Origin of the sequence: Atlantibacter sp. RC6 (genome assembly GCF_014193285.1) — a bacterium.
GTDB lineage: Bacteria > Pseudomonadota > Gammaproteobacteria > Enterobacterales > Enterobacteriaceae > Atlantibacter.
This window is the reverse complement of the sequence record NZ_JACHZE010000003.1, coordinates 293360-309352: the sequence shown is the minus strand read 5'-3', so window position 1 is coordinate 309352 and position 15993 is coordinate 293360. Positions and strand designations below refer to the sequence as shown.

The 15993-nt window shown below is 55.7% G+C and carries 18 protein-coding genes; 5 read left to right on the top strand and 13 right to left on the bottom strand.

All coding sequences use genetic code 11. The features are described from left to right. Positions 1-4: 4 nt before the first annotated feature. The 5 genes from hemW to FHW74_RS09460 are packed head-to-tail and all read right to left on the bottom strand — an operon-like array spanning position 5 to position 3322. Positions 5-1141 carry a radical SAM family heme chaperone HemW gene (gene hemW, locus FHW74_RS09480; RefSeq protein WP_183170190.1) on the bottom strand — a complete coding sequence of 379 codons (1137 nt, stop codon included), beginning with the start codon at positions 1139-1141 and terminating at the stop codon, positions 5-7. Continuing rightward, entirely contained in the window at positions 1134-1727 is a 594-nt protein-coding gene (locus FHW74_RS09475; RefSeq protein ID WP_183170189.1) for an XTP/dITP diphosphatase, read from the bottom strand. Before FHW74_RS09475 ends, hemW begins: the two co-directional genes overlap by 8 nt. A gap of 15 nt (positions 1728-1742) precedes the next feature. Continuing rightward, positions 1743-2030 carry a DUF167 family protein YggU gene (gene yggU / locus FHW74_RS09470; protein ID WP_183170188.1) on the bottom strand — a complete coding sequence of 96 codons (288 nt, stop codon included), beginning with the start codon at positions 2028-2030 and terminating at the stop codon, positions 1743-1745. Then, a complete protein-coding gene (locus FHW74_RS09465) occupies positions 2027-2593 on the bottom strand; it encodes a YggT family protein (protein WP_002434390.1) in 567 nt (188 codons plus the stop codon). The genes yggU and FHW74_RS09465 overlap by 4 nt, the downstream gene beginning before the upstream one ends. Before the next feature lie 15 nt (positions 2594-2608). Further along, positions 2609-3322, bottom strand: a complete 714-nt coding sequence (locus FHW74_RS09460) for a YggS family pyridoxal phosphate-dependent enzyme (protein ID WP_183170187.1) — start codon at positions 3320-3322, stop codon at positions 2609-2611. Positions 3323-3339: 17 nt separating this feature from the next. Here FHW74_RS09460 and FHW74_RS09455 point away from each other — a divergent pair, with 17 nt between their 5' ends. Continuing rightward, complete coding sequence (locus FHW74_RS09455; RefSeq protein WP_183170186.1) at positions 3340-4317, top strand: type IV pilus twitching motility protein PilT; 978 nt, start codon at positions 3340-3342, stop codon at positions 4315-4317. 10 nt (positions 4318-4327) lie between these two features. On the opposite strand, the gene ruvX is transcribed toward FHW74_RS09455, so the two are convergent. The 7 genes from ruvX to FHW74_RS09420 form a co-directional block, all read right to left on the bottom strand. After that, positions 4328-4744: a Holliday junction resolvase RuvX gene (gene ruvX / locus FHW74_RS09450; protein WP_183170185.1), complete on the bottom strand. Its 417-nt coding sequence runs from the start codon at positions 4742-4744 to the stop codon at positions 4328-4330. Then, positions 4744-5307, bottom strand: coding sequence for a YqgE/AlgH family protein (locus FHW74_RS09445; protein ID WP_183170184.1), 564 nt, complete (start codon positions 5305-5307; stop codon positions 4744-4746). Before FHW74_RS09445 ends, ruvX begins: the two co-directional genes overlap by 1 nt. A gap of 136 nt (positions 5308-5443) precedes the next feature. Then, complete coding sequence (gene gshB / locus FHW74_RS09440) at positions 5444-6391, bottom strand: glutathione synthase (protein ID WP_183170183.1); 948 nt, start codon at positions 6389-6391, stop codon at positions 5444-5446. Between the two features lie 55 nt (positions 6392-6446). Further along, positions 6447-7178, bottom strand: a complete 732-nt coding sequence (rsmE, locus tag FHW74_RS09435; protein WP_183170182.1) for a 16S rRNA (uracil(1498)-N(3))-methyltransferase — start codon at positions 7176-7178, stop codon at positions 6447-6449. Positions 7179-7252: 74 nt separating this feature from the next. Beyond that, complete coding sequence (gene endA, locus FHW74_RS09430) at positions 7253-7960, bottom strand: deoxyribonuclease I (RefSeq protein ID WP_183170181.1); 708 nt, start codon at positions 7958-7960, stop codon at positions 7253-7255. A gap of 96 nt (positions 7961-8056) precedes the next feature. Then, positions 8057-8566, bottom strand: a complete 510-nt coding sequence (locus FHW74_RS09425; protein WP_183170180.1) for a SprT family zinc-dependent metalloprotease — start codon at positions 8564-8566, stop codon at positions 8057-8059. Between the two features lie 73 nt (positions 8567-8639). Next, the gene (locus FHW74_RS09420; protein ID WP_370527990.1) at positions 8640-10025 is read right to left on the bottom strand and encodes a sugar porter family MFS transporter; all 1386 of its coding nucleotides are present in this window, start codon (positions 10023-10025) and stop codon (positions 8640-8642) included. Between the two features lie 239 nt (positions 10026-10264). On the opposite strand from FHW74_RS09420, the gene FHW74_RS09415 reads away from it, so the two are divergent. Then, a complete protein-coding gene (locus FHW74_RS09415) occupies positions 10265-10714 on the top strand; it encodes a hypothetical protein (RefSeq protein WP_183170178.1) in 450 nt (149 codons plus the stop codon). A 122-nt stretch (positions 10715-10836) separates the two neighbouring features. On the opposite strand, the gene metK is transcribed toward FHW74_RS09415, so the two are convergent. Further along, on the bottom strand, positions 10837-11991 hold the full coding sequence (metK, locus tag FHW74_RS09410; protein WP_183170177.1) for a methionine adenosyltransferase: 1155 nt from the start codon (positions 11989-11991) through the stop codon (positions 10837-10839). Between the two features lie 719 nt (positions 11992-12710). Between metK and yqgB the strand changes: the two genes are divergently transcribed. From yqgB to speB, 3 genes are all read left to right on the top strand, one after another. Continuing rightward, the gene (gene yqgB / locus FHW74_RS22960; RefSeq protein ID WP_183170176.1) at positions 12711-12878 is read left to right on the top strand and encodes an acid stress response protein YqgB; all 168 of its coding nucleotides are present in this window, start codon (positions 12711-12713) and stop codon (positions 12876-12878) included. Beyond that, positions 12871-14847 carry a biosynthetic arginine decarboxylase gene (speA, locus tag FHW74_RS09395; RefSeq protein WP_183170175.1) on the top strand — a complete coding sequence of 659 codons (1977 nt, stop codon included), beginning with the start codon at positions 12871-12873 and terminating at the stop codon, positions 14845-14847. Before yqgB ends, speA begins: the two co-directional genes overlap by 8 nt. 174 nt (positions 14848-15021) lie before the next feature. Next, positions 15022-15942 (top strand): agmatinase, encoded by a 921-nt coding sequence (gene speB, locus FHW74_RS09390; protein ID WP_144130730.1) that lies wholly within the window; start codon positions 15022-15024, stop codon positions 15940-15942. Positions 15943-15993 lie beyond the last annotated feature (51 nt).

The following is a 15993-nucleotide window of genomic DNA, read 5'->3' as shown; positions in this document are numbered from 1 at the left end:
AAAATCAGTCGGCCAGGAACAACTCAAGCAGCGAATTCAGGAATAGCTTTCCGTGCTCAGTGATCTGCCAGTGCTCCGGCGTTTCCACCAAATAACCCAGGCTCAACGCCTGGTCGATTTGCGCACGAATCGTTGTTTCGCTCAAGCCGGTATAACGGGTAAATTCCGCACGCGGCGCGGCTTCAAGTAGCCGGAAGCGGTTCATAAAGAACTCGAACGGCTTATCTGCGTCCTCAACGTCATGCTGTCGATCGAGATAGTTGCCCTGCATATAGCCGCGCGGATGACGGGTTTTCGCGGTGCGTAAAATCCTGCCGTCCGGAAAGGTGATTTTCCCGTGCGCACCGCAGCCAATCCCTAAGTAATCGCCAAAGCGCCAGTAATTGAGGTTGTGCTGGCACTGATAGCCCGGTTTGGCGTAGGCCGAGGTCTCATACTGCTGATAACCTGCTGCGCTCAGTAACTGATGGCCCTGCTCGAAGATATCCCACAGCGCGTCGTCGTCGGGTAACACCGGCGGGCGCGAACCAAACATAGTGTTCGGCTCGATGGTCAGTTGATACCAGGAAAGGTGTGGCGGATTAAGCGCTATCGCCTGGCGCAGATCGTCTAACGCCTCGTCCAGCGACTGCTCCGGCAGCCCGTGCATTAAATCCAGATTAAAGCTGCGCAACCCCAACGCGCTCGCCAGATGTGCGGCGCGTTTCGCTTCTTCCGGGCCGTGAATACGCCCCAACCGGGTGAGCTTGCTCTGTTCGAAACTCTGTACGCCGATAGAGATACGGTTTACCCCGGCGCGCTGATAGTCAACGAAGCGATCGGCCTCTACGGTGCCGGGGTTGGCCTCCATGGTAATTTCCGCATCGGCGCGTAAATCTAAGCGTGCCCGCACCCCATCCAGCAGAGTTTGCATCGCCGGTCCGGAGAGCAGGCTGGGCGTACCGCCGCCAATGAAAATGGTGCTGATTTCCCGTCCCTGAGCCATCGCCGCATCGTTATCCAGATCGGCTAACAGATGTTGCACATAATCATCATGAGGCACTTCGCCCTTCAGCGCGTGGGAGTTGAAATCGCAGTAAGGGCATTTCTGCACGCACCAGGGGATATGAATATACAGGCTCAGAGGTGGCAAATTAGCCATGTCGCATTGCTTCCAGTAACTTTTTCAGCGCCTGCCCACGGTGGGAAATAGCGCTCTTTTCTTCACGGGTCAACTCCGCGGCGGTTTTGCCTTCGGAGGGGACATAAAAAATAGGGTCGTAGCCAAAGCCGCCTTCACCGGCGGGCGCGCGGGTGATTTCGCCTGGCCATACGCCGTGGAACACCAGCGGCGTCGGATCATCGGCGTGACGCAGATAAACCAGCACGCAGTGGAACTGCGCCTGACGCTGCCCGTCCGGCACGTCTTTTAACGCAACTAACAGCTTTCCCAGGTTCTGTCGATCGCTGGCGTCTACGCCGGCATAACGCGCGGAGTAAATACCCGGCGCGCCGCCCAGCGCGTCTACCGCCAGTCCAGAATCATCGGCGATAGCCGGCATGCCGGTAATGGCCGCCGCATGGCGGGCTTTCAGAATAGCATTCTCAATAAAGGTCAGGCCGGTTTCTTCCGCCGACTCAACGCCTAACTCAGTCTGCGCGACGATATCCAGGCCAAAATCGCGCAGCAACGACGCGAGTTCACGCACTTTACCGGCATTTCCGGTAGCGAGGACAACTTTTTGCATAGTGAAATCCTGTGATTAAAGCAGTGCCGCTATCGCGGGCGGGATCTGTTGCGGTTCAAAAACCATGATCTGTTTGTGACGGCCCGTTTCGCCTTTTTCAATGGTCACCTGGCTTTTCGGGACGCGAAACTGTTTAGCGAGGAATTTTACCAGATGCGCATTGGCCTGGCCGTCAACCGGCGGGGCGGTGATGGCGATTTTTACTTCATCGCCATGCAGTCCAATAATCGCGTCGCGGCTGGCCTTCGGCTGAATATACAGCCGAAGCGTCAGTCGGTCCGCGGTCTGTTCCACGGCACTCATAGCGCCATCCACAGCCCCGGCAGCAGCATATTTCCGGTGCTTTGCAGCAACTCCATCATGCCCATGTTCAGCACGTACAACAGCAGCACTAATACCATTGGCGAGAAATCAATCCCACCCATCGCGGGCAGCATACGGCGGATCGGCGACAATAGCGGCTCGGTCAGCTGCATCAACACATACTCGACCGGGCTGCGGCCACGGCTGACCCAGCTCATGAGCGCCATCACCAGCAGCACCCAGAACACCAGCAGACCGATGGTTTTGATCAGGATAAGCAGCGCGGCAATCCAGATAATCGGCTGGAAAGTGATGACCATAAACAGCACCATCGACTTAATCAGACTCAGCACAAACGCCATCACTAATGACGCCGTATCAATCGGGCCCATTGACGGAAGAATACGGCGCAGCGGCCCGACGATCGGCTGCGTGGCTTTCACAACGAATTGGGCGAGGGGATTGTAGAAATCGCAACGCGCCCACTGCATCCAGATGCGTAACAGCATCACCATGGTATACAGCTCAAGCGCGGTGGAAATCAGGAAAGTCAACGTCTTCATGGCATTCCTCTGTGGTTATTGTCCTTGATGTGGCTGGTAATTGCGCGCGCCGAAAATGGCGGTGCCGATGCGCACCATAGTGCTCCCGGCAGCAATCGCCGCCTCCATATCGTCACTCATTCCCAGAGAAAGGGTATCGACGTCAGGATAGCGATTTTTAAGCGCGGTAAATGCTACAGCCATTTGCTGTGCCACGGCAAACTGCCTTTCATAACTTGACTCAGGCGCCGGGATCGCCATCAGGCCGCGCAGCGTCAGGCCCGGCAGTTCCGCCACCTGGCTTGCCAGTTCATCCAGCTCGGCAAGGGTTATGCCGGATTTGCTGTTCTCATCGCTAATATTTATTTGAATCAGCACGTTAAGCGGCGGCATTTCTTTCGGACGCTGGTCGCTGAGCCGGGTGGCGATGCGCAACCGGTCGATGGTATGGCACCAGTCAAAGTGCTCGGCCACCAGGCGGCTTTTGTTGGACTGTAATGGCCCGATAAAGTGCCACTGCAACCCGGACACGCCCGCATCGGCGAAGTGGCGGATTTTATCCACCCCTTCCTGCACATAGTTCTCACCAAATGCCCGCTGACCGGCGGCAATGGCTTCTTCGATATCACTCGCAGGTTTTGTTTTGCTGACTGCAAGCAACGTAACTTCTTGTGAAGATCTGCCGCAGCGTAACGCAGCCGCTGAGATCTTTGCTGTTATCTGCGCTAAGTTGCGCGCTATATCACTCATGATCGTCGGGAAGCTGTATGGAAATGGAAGAAATGGTGGCCCTTAGTGTAAAGCATAATGTTTCGGATCTACACCTGTGCAGCGACTTACCGGCGCGATGGCGGCGTAAAGGCGTGCTGGAATGCGCGCCACAGGGCGCGCCGCCGCCGCATACGCTGCTTCATCAATGGTTATCGGCAGAGCAGCAGCAGATATTTACCCGGCAGGGCCAACTCGACTTTGCGGTCACGCTGGCGAATGGCGCCCGTCTGCGCGCGAATGCGTTTCAACAATCTCAGGGCATTTCGCTGGCGTTGCGCATTCTGCCCCAAGCCGCGCCAGAACTCGATGCGCTGGGCGCGCCACAACGGTTGCGGGAACTGCTTGGCGCTCAGGACGGGCTGATTCTGGTGACCGGCGCGACCGGCAGCGGGAAATCCACCACCCTGGCGGCGATGGTCAACGAGCTTAACCGAACACAAAGCGGCCATATTCTGACGCTGGAAGATCCCATCGAGTATCTCTACGCCAGCGATAAATGCCTGATCCAACAGCGCGAAGTCGGCACCCACTGCCACAGCTTTAGCGACGGGTTACGCGGGGCGCTGCGGGAAGATCCAGACGTGATCCTGCTGGGCGAGTTACGCGACAGCGAGACTATCCGGCTGGCATTAACCGCTGCGGAAACCGGCCATCTGGTACTGGCGACGCTGCACACCCGCGGTGCGTCCCAGGCGGTGGAACGGCTGGTGGATGTGTTCAGCGCCGAGGAGAAAAACATGATCCGCAGCCAGTTGGCGGGGAGCCTGAAAGCGGTGCTGGCGCAAAAGCTAATCCTGACGGCGCAGGGTACGCGGGCAGCGCTGTTTGAACTGCTGATTAATACCTCAGCCGTGGCGAATCTGATCCGCGAAGGCAAAACCCATCAACTGCCCGGCGTGTTGCAGACCGGGCAGCAGTATGGGATGCAGAGTTTTGAACAGAGCTTGCAAAAACTGACGACGATGCCGGCTTAAAGGAACGGCGTTACCCGTGATTCTCGAAGTAACTTTCGAGGATAATCACGGCGGAGGCGGAATCGACGCTGCCTTTGTTCAGCGCCCGGAAGCCGCCGCGCTCAAACAGGCCCGCGCGCGCTTCAACGGTGCTCAGGCGCTCGTCCTGTAATTCGACTTTAACGCCGAAACGGCCATGCAGGCGATTGGCGAATTTACGCGCCCGGTCGGTAAGCGGTTGATCGGTGCCGTCCATATTCAGCGGCAAGCCGACCACCACCCGTTCCGGCTGCCACTCTTTAAGCAGCTTTTCGAACTGCGTCCAGTCAGGGGTGCCGTCGTTGGCTTTTATCGCCGTGAGCGGGCGTGCGGTGCCGGTGATGCGCTGCCCGATAGCCACGCCGATGCTTTTGGTGCCAAAGTCAAAGGCCAGTATGGTTCCGCTCATCAGGCATGCCCCGCTGTGCCCGGCATTGTGTGGATATCAATGCCGATAAGTTTGGCCGCCTCGCGCCAGCGGTCAGCAATCGGCGTGCGGAACAAAATATTCATGTCCGCCGGGGCGGTCAGCCAGGAGTTCTCAAGGATCTCGCGCTCCAGTTGGCCCTTTTCCCAGGAGGAGTAGCCCAGCGCGACAATCACTTCTTCAGGCTGCGAATCCGTGCCCAGCGTTTCCAGCACGTCACGGGAGGTCGTGATAATGGTGTTATCAGAAATCCGGATGCTGGAATTAAATTTGTCCGGCGGCGTATGGAGGATAAAACCCCGATCTTCAGCCAGCGGGCCGCCGACGAATACCGGCTTGTCCAGGCGGATCGCCGGATCGCGCGGTTCAGGAGTGATTTTGAGTTTCTGCAGAACGCCGTCCACCTTCAAGTTTTCCAGCGGCTTATTGATGATGAGCCCCATAGCGCCGTCCTCGTTATATTCGCAAATATAAACGACGGCGCGGCGGAACAGCGGATCCTGCAGGCCTGGCATGGCAATAAGAAAGTGATGCTGTAAATTCATATCAGCGGTCTGTTTCCCTGGTTAAAAAAACATCTTCGCCCAGTATGCGGGGAAAGTAATGGTCTGTCACTCCTCGCAGAAGAGCATGACGGAACAGATAATAAAGGTGGGTGCGGGGTCCCTCCCGCACGGGCAATTACTTCGCCAGCCGTTTTTCGATGGCGTCCATCAGCATGCCGGTAATGGAAATGGGGAACTGCGCTTCGATTTCACGGATGCAGGTTGGGCTGGTCACGTTAATCTCAGTTAAGCGATCGCCGATAATATCTAACCCAACGAAAATCAGCCCTTTAGCTTTCAGCGTCGGGCCGACGCGGCGGGCGATATCCCAGTCGCTTTCGGTTAACGGACGCGGTTCGCCACGGCCACCGGCCGCCAGGTTGCCACGGGTTTCGCCACCCTGCGGAATACGCGCCAGGCAGTACGGAACCGGTTCGCCGTCGACAACTAATACGCGTTTATCGCCGTCGACAATCGCTGGCAGATAGTTCTGCGCCATACAGTAGCGGGTGCCCAGTTGAGTCAGCGTTTCGGCAATTACCGACAGGTTCGGATCGCCTTCTTTCACGCGGAAAATCGAGGTGCCGCCCATGCCGTCCAGCGGTTTCAGAATGATGTCGCCGTGCTCCTGCCAGAAGGCTTTCAGTTGCGCCTTATTACGCGTCACCAGGGTTTGCGGCGTCAGATCCGGGAACCAGGCGGTAAACAGCTTCTCGTTACAGTCGCGCAGGCTCTGCGGTTTGTTGACGATCAGCGTGCCCTGTTCTTCGGCGCGCTCCAGAATATAGGTGGCGTAGATAAATTCGGTATCGAACGGCGGATCTTTGCGCATCAGCACTACGTCCAGGTCCGCCAGCGCGATGTCCTGCTCGCCAGTGAAGTCGTACCATTTGTCGTAGTTCTGTTCAACGCTCAGCAGACGGGTGCGGGCGCGACCCTGACCATTGATCAGATAGAGATCGGCCATTTCCATATAGTGCAGTTCATAGCCGCGACGTTGGGCTTCCAGAAGCATGGCGAAGCTGCTGTCTTTTTTAATATTAATGGTTGCGATGGGGTCCATCACAATGCCGAGCTTAATCATTATGTTCTCCTGTGAAGCTGACGTTGAGGGTGTTTGCAGGCCTCAACGGCAGATTTTAACCCAGATCGCCAAAACGCACCTGTAGCGCGGTAATAGCGGTGAGCGCGGTGGTTTCAGTGCGTAATACACGTGGTCCCAACAGAATATCAGTAAATTGATGCTGTGCGGTCATGGCAATTTCATCGGCGCTCAACCCGCCTTCAGGACCAATCAATAAGCGCACGCGCTGGACCGGAAGGGGCAGGGTATTAATGCTCTGGCTGGCGCGCGGGTGCAGGTTGAGCTTCAGACCCTCGTCAGGCTCGGCGCACCAGGCGTCAAGATCCATCGCCGGGCGGATTTCCGGGACGCGGTTGCGTCCGCACTGTTCGCAGGCGGCGATAGCGATCTTCTGCCACTGCTGAATTTTCTTGTTTAACCGCTCGGCATCCAGCTTAACGCCGCAACGTTCAGAAAACAGCGGGGTAATGACGTTAACGCCCAGCTCAATGGATTTCTGGATGGTAAATTCCATCTTTTCGCCGCGCGACATCACCTGGCCTAAATGCAGATGCAGCGGCGATTCACGATCGTCTTCGGCGGCGCTGAGCAGCTGAACCCGGACGCTTTTCTTATCGGCATGGGTAATACGGGCTTCAAAGACCTGGTTCGAACCGTCGAACAGTTGCAGCTGTTGGCCCGGGACCATGCGCAGCACACGGCCAACGTGATTGGCGGCGTCGTCGCTTAATGCGATTTCAATATTGGGGCTAAGAGGCTCAGGGTGATAAATGCGGGGAATGCGCATAACGATAATCCGGTCAAAGGCGTTCCCCCTAACATGAGGGGGGAACGGCAGTTTTCAATGCCCGGTAGTGTAGGTTAGCTCTTTTGGGCCTGGCAAGCCTGCTGAACATAGGGGTTGTGGTTGCCCTGTACGCGGGCAATCCGCTCATCGCGCTCGCACTCCCAGGCGGTGACCGGGTAAAGCTTATTCCAGGCGTTGAACAGCTGGGTTTGTTGGCGGGACAGCGTCAGGGAATATTTATCACGCATATAGAAATAGGTGCGGGCAATGGCTCCGCGCGCACGGGCTGGCGGCTCGGCTAATTTTTCTTTGAAATCAACTTTCATGGCGCACTGGCCATACTGGCCTTCACCACCGTTCCACTGGCTGTACATAAAATTACCGCGATCGCCGTTCACTTCACCCACCGCTGGCTGCAGGTTATGCATATCGCTTTCCATGGCGCGATAAACCGGGTCTTTAGCGCAGTTTTTCCGCCCGCCGTCCTGCCAGCACTGGCGCTGGTGGCCGAATTGCCAGGCCGGCACCACGTGCTCCCATTCAATACGCGAGGCGCGATTCTCATTTTTGCGCACTTTGTAACCACAAGATTCCAGATCGGGGATGCCTTTCTTTCCCTGCCAGGTAATCTTGCAGCCGCAATAAAAATCGCCGGGGGCGTCAGCGTTGACTTTCACCCCTGCGGCTTTGGCCTGTGAAAAATTGTTAATTTCAGCGCTGAATGCGCTCCATGAAAAAGCGGCTGCAACACCTGCAACCGCCAGCATAAATTTGCGAGACATCCCGGACTCCGTGGTAAAACGAGTCCGCACCCTAACCAGAGGAAGCGCCAGATGCAATCAGTCAGATCAGAAAATTTCCAGATAGCGCGCCAATAACTAATCGAATGTCGATTCTGGTTTCAGTTTCTCGCCGCAGTGTACGCAGCGGTACTCGGTTTCGCCGCGCAGTACCCGGTTATGACGCCGCACGGTGAGCTGATGGAGCTGGCACCGACAGCGGTAGGGGAAGGTATTGCGCGCCAGCGAATCCAGCGCGAACTGATGGGTACGGCGCGCCGGTATGCCCAGCACGCTCTCCATCATCCACTTCCACTCTTTACCATGGGGCGCAACGCGGCCAAATTGTTTCCACACCAGCAGATGCGCCAGTTCATGGGGCACCACTTCTTCAACAAAAGCCTGGAGATTTTCCTGCAAAAGCGTGGGGTTAAGACGAATTTCATAACGTTCAAGCCAGGCGGTGCCCGCAGCAGTGCCGCGCTGCTGGTAGACCAGTTTTGGCTCAGGATAATCACGGCCAAGATGCTGATTGGCGCGCGCTAAATTTTCGCGCAGGCTGCGCATCACGGCTTGTTGTGTGGCGATAGGGAGACGCGGGGTTTTCATAACGGCAAAGCATAGAGGGAAGGGGATGGCGCTGCAACCGAAAGACGCCCCCTGCGCAGAGGGGGCGTAACGATTAGTTGTGCGAGCCGATTTCGCGCAGGCGACGGCCTTTCATCAGGTTGCGTTCAATATGCTCCAGAGAGATATGTTTAGTCTCTGGCACCAGCCACAGGGTCAACACGATAAACAACAGGTTCAGCCCGCCGTACACCCAGAAGGTGTTTGCGTTGCCCAGCGTGTTCAGCATCGTCAGGAAGGTTGCGCCGACGATCATATTGGCGATCCAATTCGTGGCGGTAGAACAGGTAATACCGAAATCACGCCCTTTCAGCGGCTGGATTTCCGAGCACAGCACCCAAATCAGCGGACCGGCGCTCATGGCGAAGCCCACGATAAACATCAGCAGCATCGCAACAGCGAAATACTGGCCCGTCGCGGTGTCGATACCCACATGCATTAAATAACCCAGAATACCCATGCCGGAGGCCATCACCAGGAAACCCAGCACCAGTGTCGGCTTACGGCCCCAGCGATCCACCAGACCGATGGCGATAAAGGTCGCCAGCACGTTGGTCAAACCGACAATCACCGTGCCCCACATCTGCTCTTTGGTATTGGCGTAGCCCGCCAGCTCAAAGATTTTCGGGGCGTAGTACATGATGACGTTCATCCCCGTGAACTGCTGCATCACCTGCAACAGCACGCCGAGGAATACCGCACGGCGGAAGTTGCTGTTGTCTTTAAACAGCGCCCAGCCGCTCTGTTTCACTTTCAGGCTTTCGCGGATCTCATCCAGTTCGCGTTTCGCTTCAGCGCTGGAGTCACGCAGATGCATTAACACGCGTTCCGCATCGTGGAAGCGGCGTTTAGCGGCGAACCAGCGCGGGCTATCAGGCAGGAAGAATACGCCAATCAGCAACAGCACTGCCGGAATGGTAATGATCCCCAGCATCCAGCGCCAGGCGCCTGCATCGCTAAACGCGGTGTCAGAAAGATAGGCGGCGAGAATACCGATGGTAATCATCAACTGATACATCGAAATCATACTGCCGCGGATTTTTTCTGGCGCGATTTCTGAGAGATACAGCGGAGCCGTGTAGGAGGCGATACCCACCGCCAGGCCGAGCAGCACGCGGGAAACAATTAAAATCTCAACATTCGGCGCGGCGGCGGAGCAGAGCGAACCGACCACAAACAGCACCGAGCCGATCATCAGGCTTTTTTTACGTCCGAGAGAGGACGACAGCCATCCGCTGCCCACGGCACCCACGGCGGCACCGAACATCATCGAACTCACCACCCATTCCTGTTGATGCGAGGTGATCTGGAAATCATCAGTGATAAACGGCAATGCGCCTGCGATCACGCCGATATCCAGACCAAACAGTAACCCTGCCAGTGCAGCAAGAAAACAGACGAAAAACGTCATGCGTCTATTTTTATTCTTATCAGGCATCATGCCCTCCCATTGAATTATTGGTTTTATCAATGGAAAAGGTAGGTTGCGAGAGTGTAAAGATATGTGGGAAAAATCGTAATTATGTAATCGCTTCCATTTGTTAAATGGGAATGATCGATGAAAGAAGTCATTGAATGAATTGAGATGCCAGACGTATCCAGGACTATAACTACAGCTTTGCATTATCGTGATGGCGTACGCTTTATGCTCTGTTTGTATCATTTATACAAGGATGGTGTATGGATGTTCTAAAGCACAACAGGTGGAGTTCAACTGGAATCTTACTGGGGGCTATCGCATTGATTCTCGGTATCTTCCATTTCTCTATGGGACCTTTTACTTCGCCATCACAAACGCTGGAAAGCGTTGTGGCCAGGGAAGTTTCAGCAGTTAAAAGAGGGATCCTTACCGGGCTGACAGGTAAGGAATCGACTGCACCGGTTGTTCGTCAACGCCTTAATGTAGACAAAGTGCTGGATAATGTTGGTATCGGGCTGGCTGTTTTGGCATTAGTTTGCGCTTTTGCTGGTGGGATGCGTAAAGAAAGCCGCTTCGGGGTCAGCGGAGCGCTGATTTTTGGCGGCGCTACCCTTGCGTTTCATATGCTGGTTTTTGGTATTGGGCTGGTTTGCGGCATTATCTTGTTGCTGATGATAATTTCCTGGTTAACCGGTGTCGTTATCAGCTAGTGTTGCCACCCCCTTGCTGAGTCAGACCCTGAAAAGCAAAAAATCCGGAAACGCAGAACGTTCCCGGATTTTTAAGCGTTGAATAGGTAGAGAATAAACGCCTTTTAACTTAAGCGTAAAACTTATTTCAGCCCGGCAGCGTCACGCAGCAGCGCGGCTTTGTCGGTTTTTTCCCACGGGAAATGCTCGCGACCAAAGTGACCGTATGCTGCGGTCTCTTTGTAGATCGGGTGCAGCAGATCCAGCATCTGGATCAGGCCGTACGGACGCAAGTCGAAGAATTCGCGAACCAGCAGGGTGAGCTGCTCGGTCGGCACTTTCTCAGTACCGAAGGTTTCCACCATGATGGAGGTCGGTTCAGCTACGCCAATGGCGTAAGAAACCTGGATTTCACAACGGTCAGCCAGGCCGGCAGCAACGATGTTTTTCGCCACGTAGCGCGCCGCATAAGCTGCGGAACGGTCAACTTTTGACGGGTCCTTACCAGAGAACGCGCCGCCGCCGTGACGAGCCATACCGCCGTAGGTATCCACGATGATTTTACGGCCGGTCAGGCCGCAGTCGCCCATTGGGCCGCCGATCACAAAACGTCCGGTCGGGTTGATGAAGTATTTAGTGGTTTCGTTCAGCCATTCCGCAGGCAGCACCGGCTTGATGATCTCTTCCATCACCGCTTCGTGCAGTGATTTCTGGTCGATATCTTCAGAATGTTGGGTAGACAGAACAACGGCATCAATACCGACGATTTTGTTGTTGTCGTACTGGAAAGTGACCTGGCTTTTCGCATCCGGACGCAACCACGGCAGGGCGCCGTTTTTACGCACTTCAGCCTGGCGCTGCACCAGACGGTGCGCGTAGGTCACTGGCGCTGGCATCAGCACGTCGGTTTCGTTGGTGGCATAACCAAACATCAGGCCCTGGTCGCCCGCGCCCTGTTCCAGCGGATCGGTGCGGTCAACGCCCTGGTTGATGTCCGGAGACTGTTTGCCAATCGCACTTAACACCGCGCAGGAGTTGGCATCAAAGCCCATATCAGAATGCACGTAGCCGATTTCGCGGACCGTGTTGCGGGTGATCTCTTCGATATCCACCCATGCGCTGGTGGTGATTTCACCGCCCACTAAAACCATGCCGGTTTTCACATAAGTTTCGCAGGCCACGCGCGCTTTAGGATCTTGTTCCAAAATTGCGTCAAGGACCGCATCGGAGATCTGGTCAGCGATTTTATCGGGATGCCCTTCTGATACAGACTCGGATGTAAAAAGGTGTTTAGCCATATTCGTTTAAACTCGGTATTAATATGTTGACTCAACGTATTGTATTAAAAGCACTTACCTGCCTTTTGGCAGCGGCTTGCAGGCAATACAGGCGATGAGTGTTAATCCTCTTTTAGCGCTTGCCTTGCGCAACCTCACCTGACACTCCGTAGGTATATAGATGGATTAACATCTGGACGGCTATTCTAGGTCATTTATTCATCCCTTTTCCAGCGATTTTTACCCGGCGTTAAACAGGCGAAACGGGGGAAATGGCAATATTTCCTGACATCGGCGTCAATCACGCGATTTTTATTTTGCATTTACCCTGTGTTGTCGGTATAAAACGGCGCGCGCGGCTTCTCCATTTTCGCTTTTGCAGCGAAGGATGAAAAAAAGCGCACGACGATTGTTCGTGTCGCCACTTCCAGCCGGGTTGAGCATTAACCATTAGCTTTGCTTGTCGCTTGTCCCTAAAGGCTGGCGTGGAGGTGATACGAAATAATGAATCGGAGTAATCTGCAGAATCTGTCACACCGTTCTGGTGTACTGTTGTCCCTCTCAACCTGCATCCCTTTTTTGCAAACCTGCCGATGTTCTACCCATCTCGGCGCTTCTCAGGATTCCCGGGCCGGTTAAGGCGCGTGATGACTGAACAAGGGCGCTCTTGCTAAGCAAGGGTTTTCTCGTGGTTTCGACGAACCTGTCATACAGCGTTCGGATACGTGTTTTACAATGATATGAATATGAAACCGGTCGCACAGCGGGGCGGTCAGCGTACTATGCTGCCAGGTCCGGCTGCTTATGGGTTGTTATCGCAATTTAACGCTGCGATAGTAGTCAACTTCGCTATGCCCGACGGTGTCGGGTATACACTTTCAACAGAGTTTGAGGTTCGCTATGTCTGACGACATGTCTTCGTTTTCGCCTTCGTCAGCAGGCGAACAGGGTGTACTACGTTCCATGCAGGAGGTTGCAATGAGTTCTCAGGAAGCCAGTAAAATGCTGCGCACCTACAACATTGCCTGGTGGGGCAATAATTACTATGACGTCAACGAACTGGGCCATATCAGCGTTTGCCCGGACCCCGACGTCCCGGAAGCCCGCGTGGATCTCGCCAAACTGGTGAAATCCCGTGAAGCGCAAGGCCAGCGCTTGCCTGCGTTATTCTGCTTCCCGCAGATTTTGCAGCACCGCCTGCGTTCTATTAATGCCGCGTTCAAACGCGCGCGCGAATCCTATGGTTATAACGGCGACTATTTCCTGGTTTACCCGATTAAAGTTAACCAGCATCGCCGCGTCATCGAAACGCTGATCCACTCCGGCGAACCGCTGGGCCTCGAAGCCGGCTCGAAAGCGGAGCTGATGGCCGTGCTGGCCCATGCGGGCATGACGCGTTCCGTTATCGTCTGTAATGGCTATAAAGACCGTGAATACATTCGTCTGGCGTTAATCGGTGAAAAGATGGGCCACAAGGTCTATCTGGTTATCGAAAAAATGTCGGAAATCCGTATCGTTCTGGAAGAAGCCGAACGTCTGAACGTGGTGCCGCGCCTGGGCGTGCGGGCGCGTCTGGCGTCTCAGGGCTCCGGTAAATGGCAGTCCTCCGGCGGCGAAAAATCAAAATTCGGCCTGGCGGCGACCCAGGTGCTACAACTGGTTGAGATGCTGCGCGAAGCGGGCCGTCTCGACAGCCTGCAACTGCTGCACTTCCACCTTGGTTCGCAGATGGCCAACATCCGCGACATCGCGACTGGCGTCCGTGAATCGGCGCGTTTCTACGTTGAACTGCATAAGCTGGGCGTGAATATCCAGTGCTTCGACGTGGGCGGCGGTCTGGGCGTTGACTATGAAGGCACGCGTTCGCAGTCTGATTGCTCGGTGAACTATGGTCTGAACGAATACGCCAACAACATCATTTGGGCGATTGGCGATGCCTGTGAAGAGAATGGCCTGCCGCACCCGACGGTGATCACCGAGTCTGGCCGCGCGGTGACTGCCCACCATACCGTGCTGGTGTCCAACATTATCGGCGTTGAGCGCAACGAATACACCGTGCCCACCGCGCCAGCGGAAGACGCGGCGCGCGCCCTGCAAAGCATGTGGGAGACCTGGCAGGAGATGCACGAGCCGGGCACCCGTCGCTCGCTGCGTGAATGGCTGCACGACAGCCAGATGGATCTGCACGACATCCACGTGGGCTACTCTTCAGGCGCGTTCAGCCTGCAGGAGCGCGCATGGGCGGAGCAGCTCTACCTGAGCATGTGCCATGAAGTGCAGAAACAGCTTGATCCGAGCAACCGCGCTCATCGTCCGATTATCGACGAGTTGCAGGAGCGTATGGCGGACAAGATGTACATCAACTTCTCTCTGTTCCAGTCCATGCCGGACGCCTGGGGTATCGACCAGTTGTTCCCGGTAATGCCGCTGGAAGGGCTGAACCAGATCCCGGAACGCCGCGCGGTGCTGCTGGATATCACCTGTGACTCTGACGGTGCCATCGATCACTATATCGACGGCGACGGGATTGCCACCACTATGCCGATGCCGGAGTACGACCCGGAGAACCCGCCGATGCTGGGCTTCTTTATGGTGGGCGCGTACCAGGAAATTCTTGGCAACATGCATAACCTGTTTGGCGATACCGAAGCAGTTGACGTGTTTGTGTTCCCTGACGGCAGCGTGGAAGTTGAGCTGTCCGATGAAGGGGATACCGTGGCGGATATGCTGCAATACGTGCAGCTCGACCCGAACACGCTGCTGACCCAGTTCCGCGACCAGGTGAAAAACACCGGTCTGGACGATGCGCTGCAACAGCAGTTCCTGGAAGAGTTTGAAGCGGGTCTTTACGGGTACACTTACCTGGAAGACGAGTAACTATCCGGCTGCGTCTGCCTGGCTATACTGATGGACATGCAGACGCTTGAACCCGGCATGAAACACGGCGATAATTCGCGCCAGCAAACTGACTCTAATCAATCCCTTCCTCGTCGGGCTTAACGACGCGGAGGGGATTTTTTTTACATCGACTTTACGAAAGAGGTCATATCAATGAGCACCTTAGGCCATCAATACGATAACTCTCTGGTATCCAACGCCTTTGGTTTTTTGCGTTTACCAATGAATTTCCAGCCCTACGACAGCGACGCTGACTGGGTGATCACCGGCGTTCCGTTTGATATGGCGACGTCTGGCCGCGCAGGCGGTCGTCACGGCCCGGCGGCGATCCGCCAGGTTTCCACCAATCTCGCCTGGGAGCACAACCGCTTCCCTTGGAACTTCGACATGCGCGAGCGCCTGAATGTGGTGGATTGCGGCGACCTGGTGTACGCCTTCGGCGATGCCCGTGAAATGAGCGAAAAACTGCAGGCCCACGCGGAGAAACTGCTGGCTGCCGGTAAACGTATGCTCTCTTTCGGCGGCGACCATTTCGTGACCCTGCCGCTGCTGCGCGCTCACGCGAAACACTTTGGCAAAATGGCGCTGGTGCACTTTGATGCGCACACCGACACTTACGCCAACGGCTGCGAGTTCGACCACGGCACCATGTTCTACACCGCGCCGAACGAAGGCCTGATCGACCCGAACCACTCGGTGCAAATCGGCATCCGCACCGAATTCGATAAAGATAACGGCTTCACCGTGCTGGACGCCTGCCAGGTGAACGATCGCGGCGTGGATGACATCATTGCCCAGGTGAAACAGATCGTTGGCGATCTGCCGGTTTATCTGACCTTCGACATCGACTGCCTGGATCCGGCATTCGCACCGGGCACCGGCACACCGGTGATCGGCGGCCTGACTTCCGATCGCGCCATCAAACTGGTGCGCGGCCTGAAAGATCTGAATATCGTCGGTATGGACGTGGTGGAAGTGGCTCCGGCTTATGACCAGTCTGAAATTACCGCGCTGGCTGCTGCGACGCTGGCGTTAGAGATGCTGTATATCCAGGCCGCCAAGAAAGGCGAGTAATCTGGCGGGTTTTCTTGCCCACTAACAAAGCGCCGGCGTCATACCGGCGCT

Excerpts from the sequence above, each read along its gene's own strand:
- speB (WP_144130730.1), top strand. The coding sequence starts at position 15,022 with ATGAGCACCTTAGGCCATCAATACGATAACTCTCTGGTATCCAACGCC.
- speA (WP_183170175.1), top strand. The coding sequence starts at position 12,871 with ATGTCTGACGACATGTCTTCGTTTTCGCCTTCGTCAGCAGGCGAACAG.
- FHW74_RS09425 (WP_183170180.1), bottom strand. The coding sequence starts at position 8,566 with ATGAAAACCCCGCGTCTCCCTATCGCCACACAACAAGCCGTGATGCGC.
- hemW (WP_183170190.1), bottom strand. The coding sequence starts at position 1,141 with ATGGCTAATTTGCCACCTCTGAGCCTGTATATTCATATCCCCTGGTGC.
- rsmE (WP_183170182.1), bottom strand. The coding sequence starts at position 7,178 with ATGCGCATTCCCCGCATTTATCACCCTGAGCCTCTTAGCCCCAATATT.
- yqgB (WP_183170176.1), top strand. The coding sequence starts at position 12,711 with ATGAATATGAAACCGGTCGCACAGCGGGGCGGTCAGCGTACTATGCTG.
- metK (WP_183170177.1), bottom strand. The coding sequence starts at position 11,991 with ATGGCTAAACACCTTTTTACATCCGAGTCTGTATCAGAAGGGCATCCC.
- FHW74_RS09445 (WP_183170184.1), bottom strand. The coding sequence starts at position 5,307 with ATGAATTTACAGCATCACTTTCTTATTGCCATGCCAGGCCTGCAGGAT.
- ruvX (WP_183170185.1), bottom strand. The coding sequence starts at position 4,744 with ATGAGCGGAACCATACTGGCCTTTGACTTTGGCACCAAAAGCATCGGC.
- endA (WP_183170181.1), bottom strand. The coding sequence starts at position 7,960 with ATGTCTCGCAAATTTATGCTGGCGGTTGCAGGTGTTGCAGCCGCTTTT.
- FHW74_RS09460 (WP_183170187.1), bottom strand. The coding sequence starts at position 3,322 with ATGAGTGATATAGCGCGCAACTTAGCGCAGATAACAGCAAAGATCTCA.
- FHW74_RS09475 (WP_183170189.1), bottom strand. The coding sequence starts at position 1,727 with ATGCAAAAAGTTGTCCTCGCTACCGGAAATGCCGGTAAAGTGCGTGAA.
- yggU (WP_183170188.1), bottom strand. The coding sequence starts at position 2,030 with ATGAGTGCCGTGGAACAGACCGCGGACCGACTGACGCTTCGGCTGTAT.
- FHW74_RS09420 (WP_370527990.1), bottom strand. The coding sequence starts at position 10,025 with ATGATGCCTGATAAGAATAAAAATAGACGCATGACGTTTTTCGTCTGT.
- FHW74_RS09455 (WP_183170186.1), top strand. The coding sequence starts at position 3,340 with ATGGAAATGGAAGAAATGGTGGCCCTTAGTGTAAAGCATAATGTTTCG.
- FHW74_RS09465 (WP_002434390.1), bottom strand. The coding sequence starts at position 2,593 with ATGAAGACGTTGACTTTCCTGATTTCCACCGCGCTTGAGCTGTATACC.
- gshB (WP_183170183.1), bottom strand. The coding sequence starts at position 6,391 with ATGATTAAGCTCGGCATTGTGATGGACCCCATCGCAACCATTAATATT.
- FHW74_RS09415 (WP_183170178.1), top strand. The coding sequence starts at position 10,265 with ATGGATGTTCTAAAGCACAACAGGTGGAGTTCAACTGGAATCTTACTG.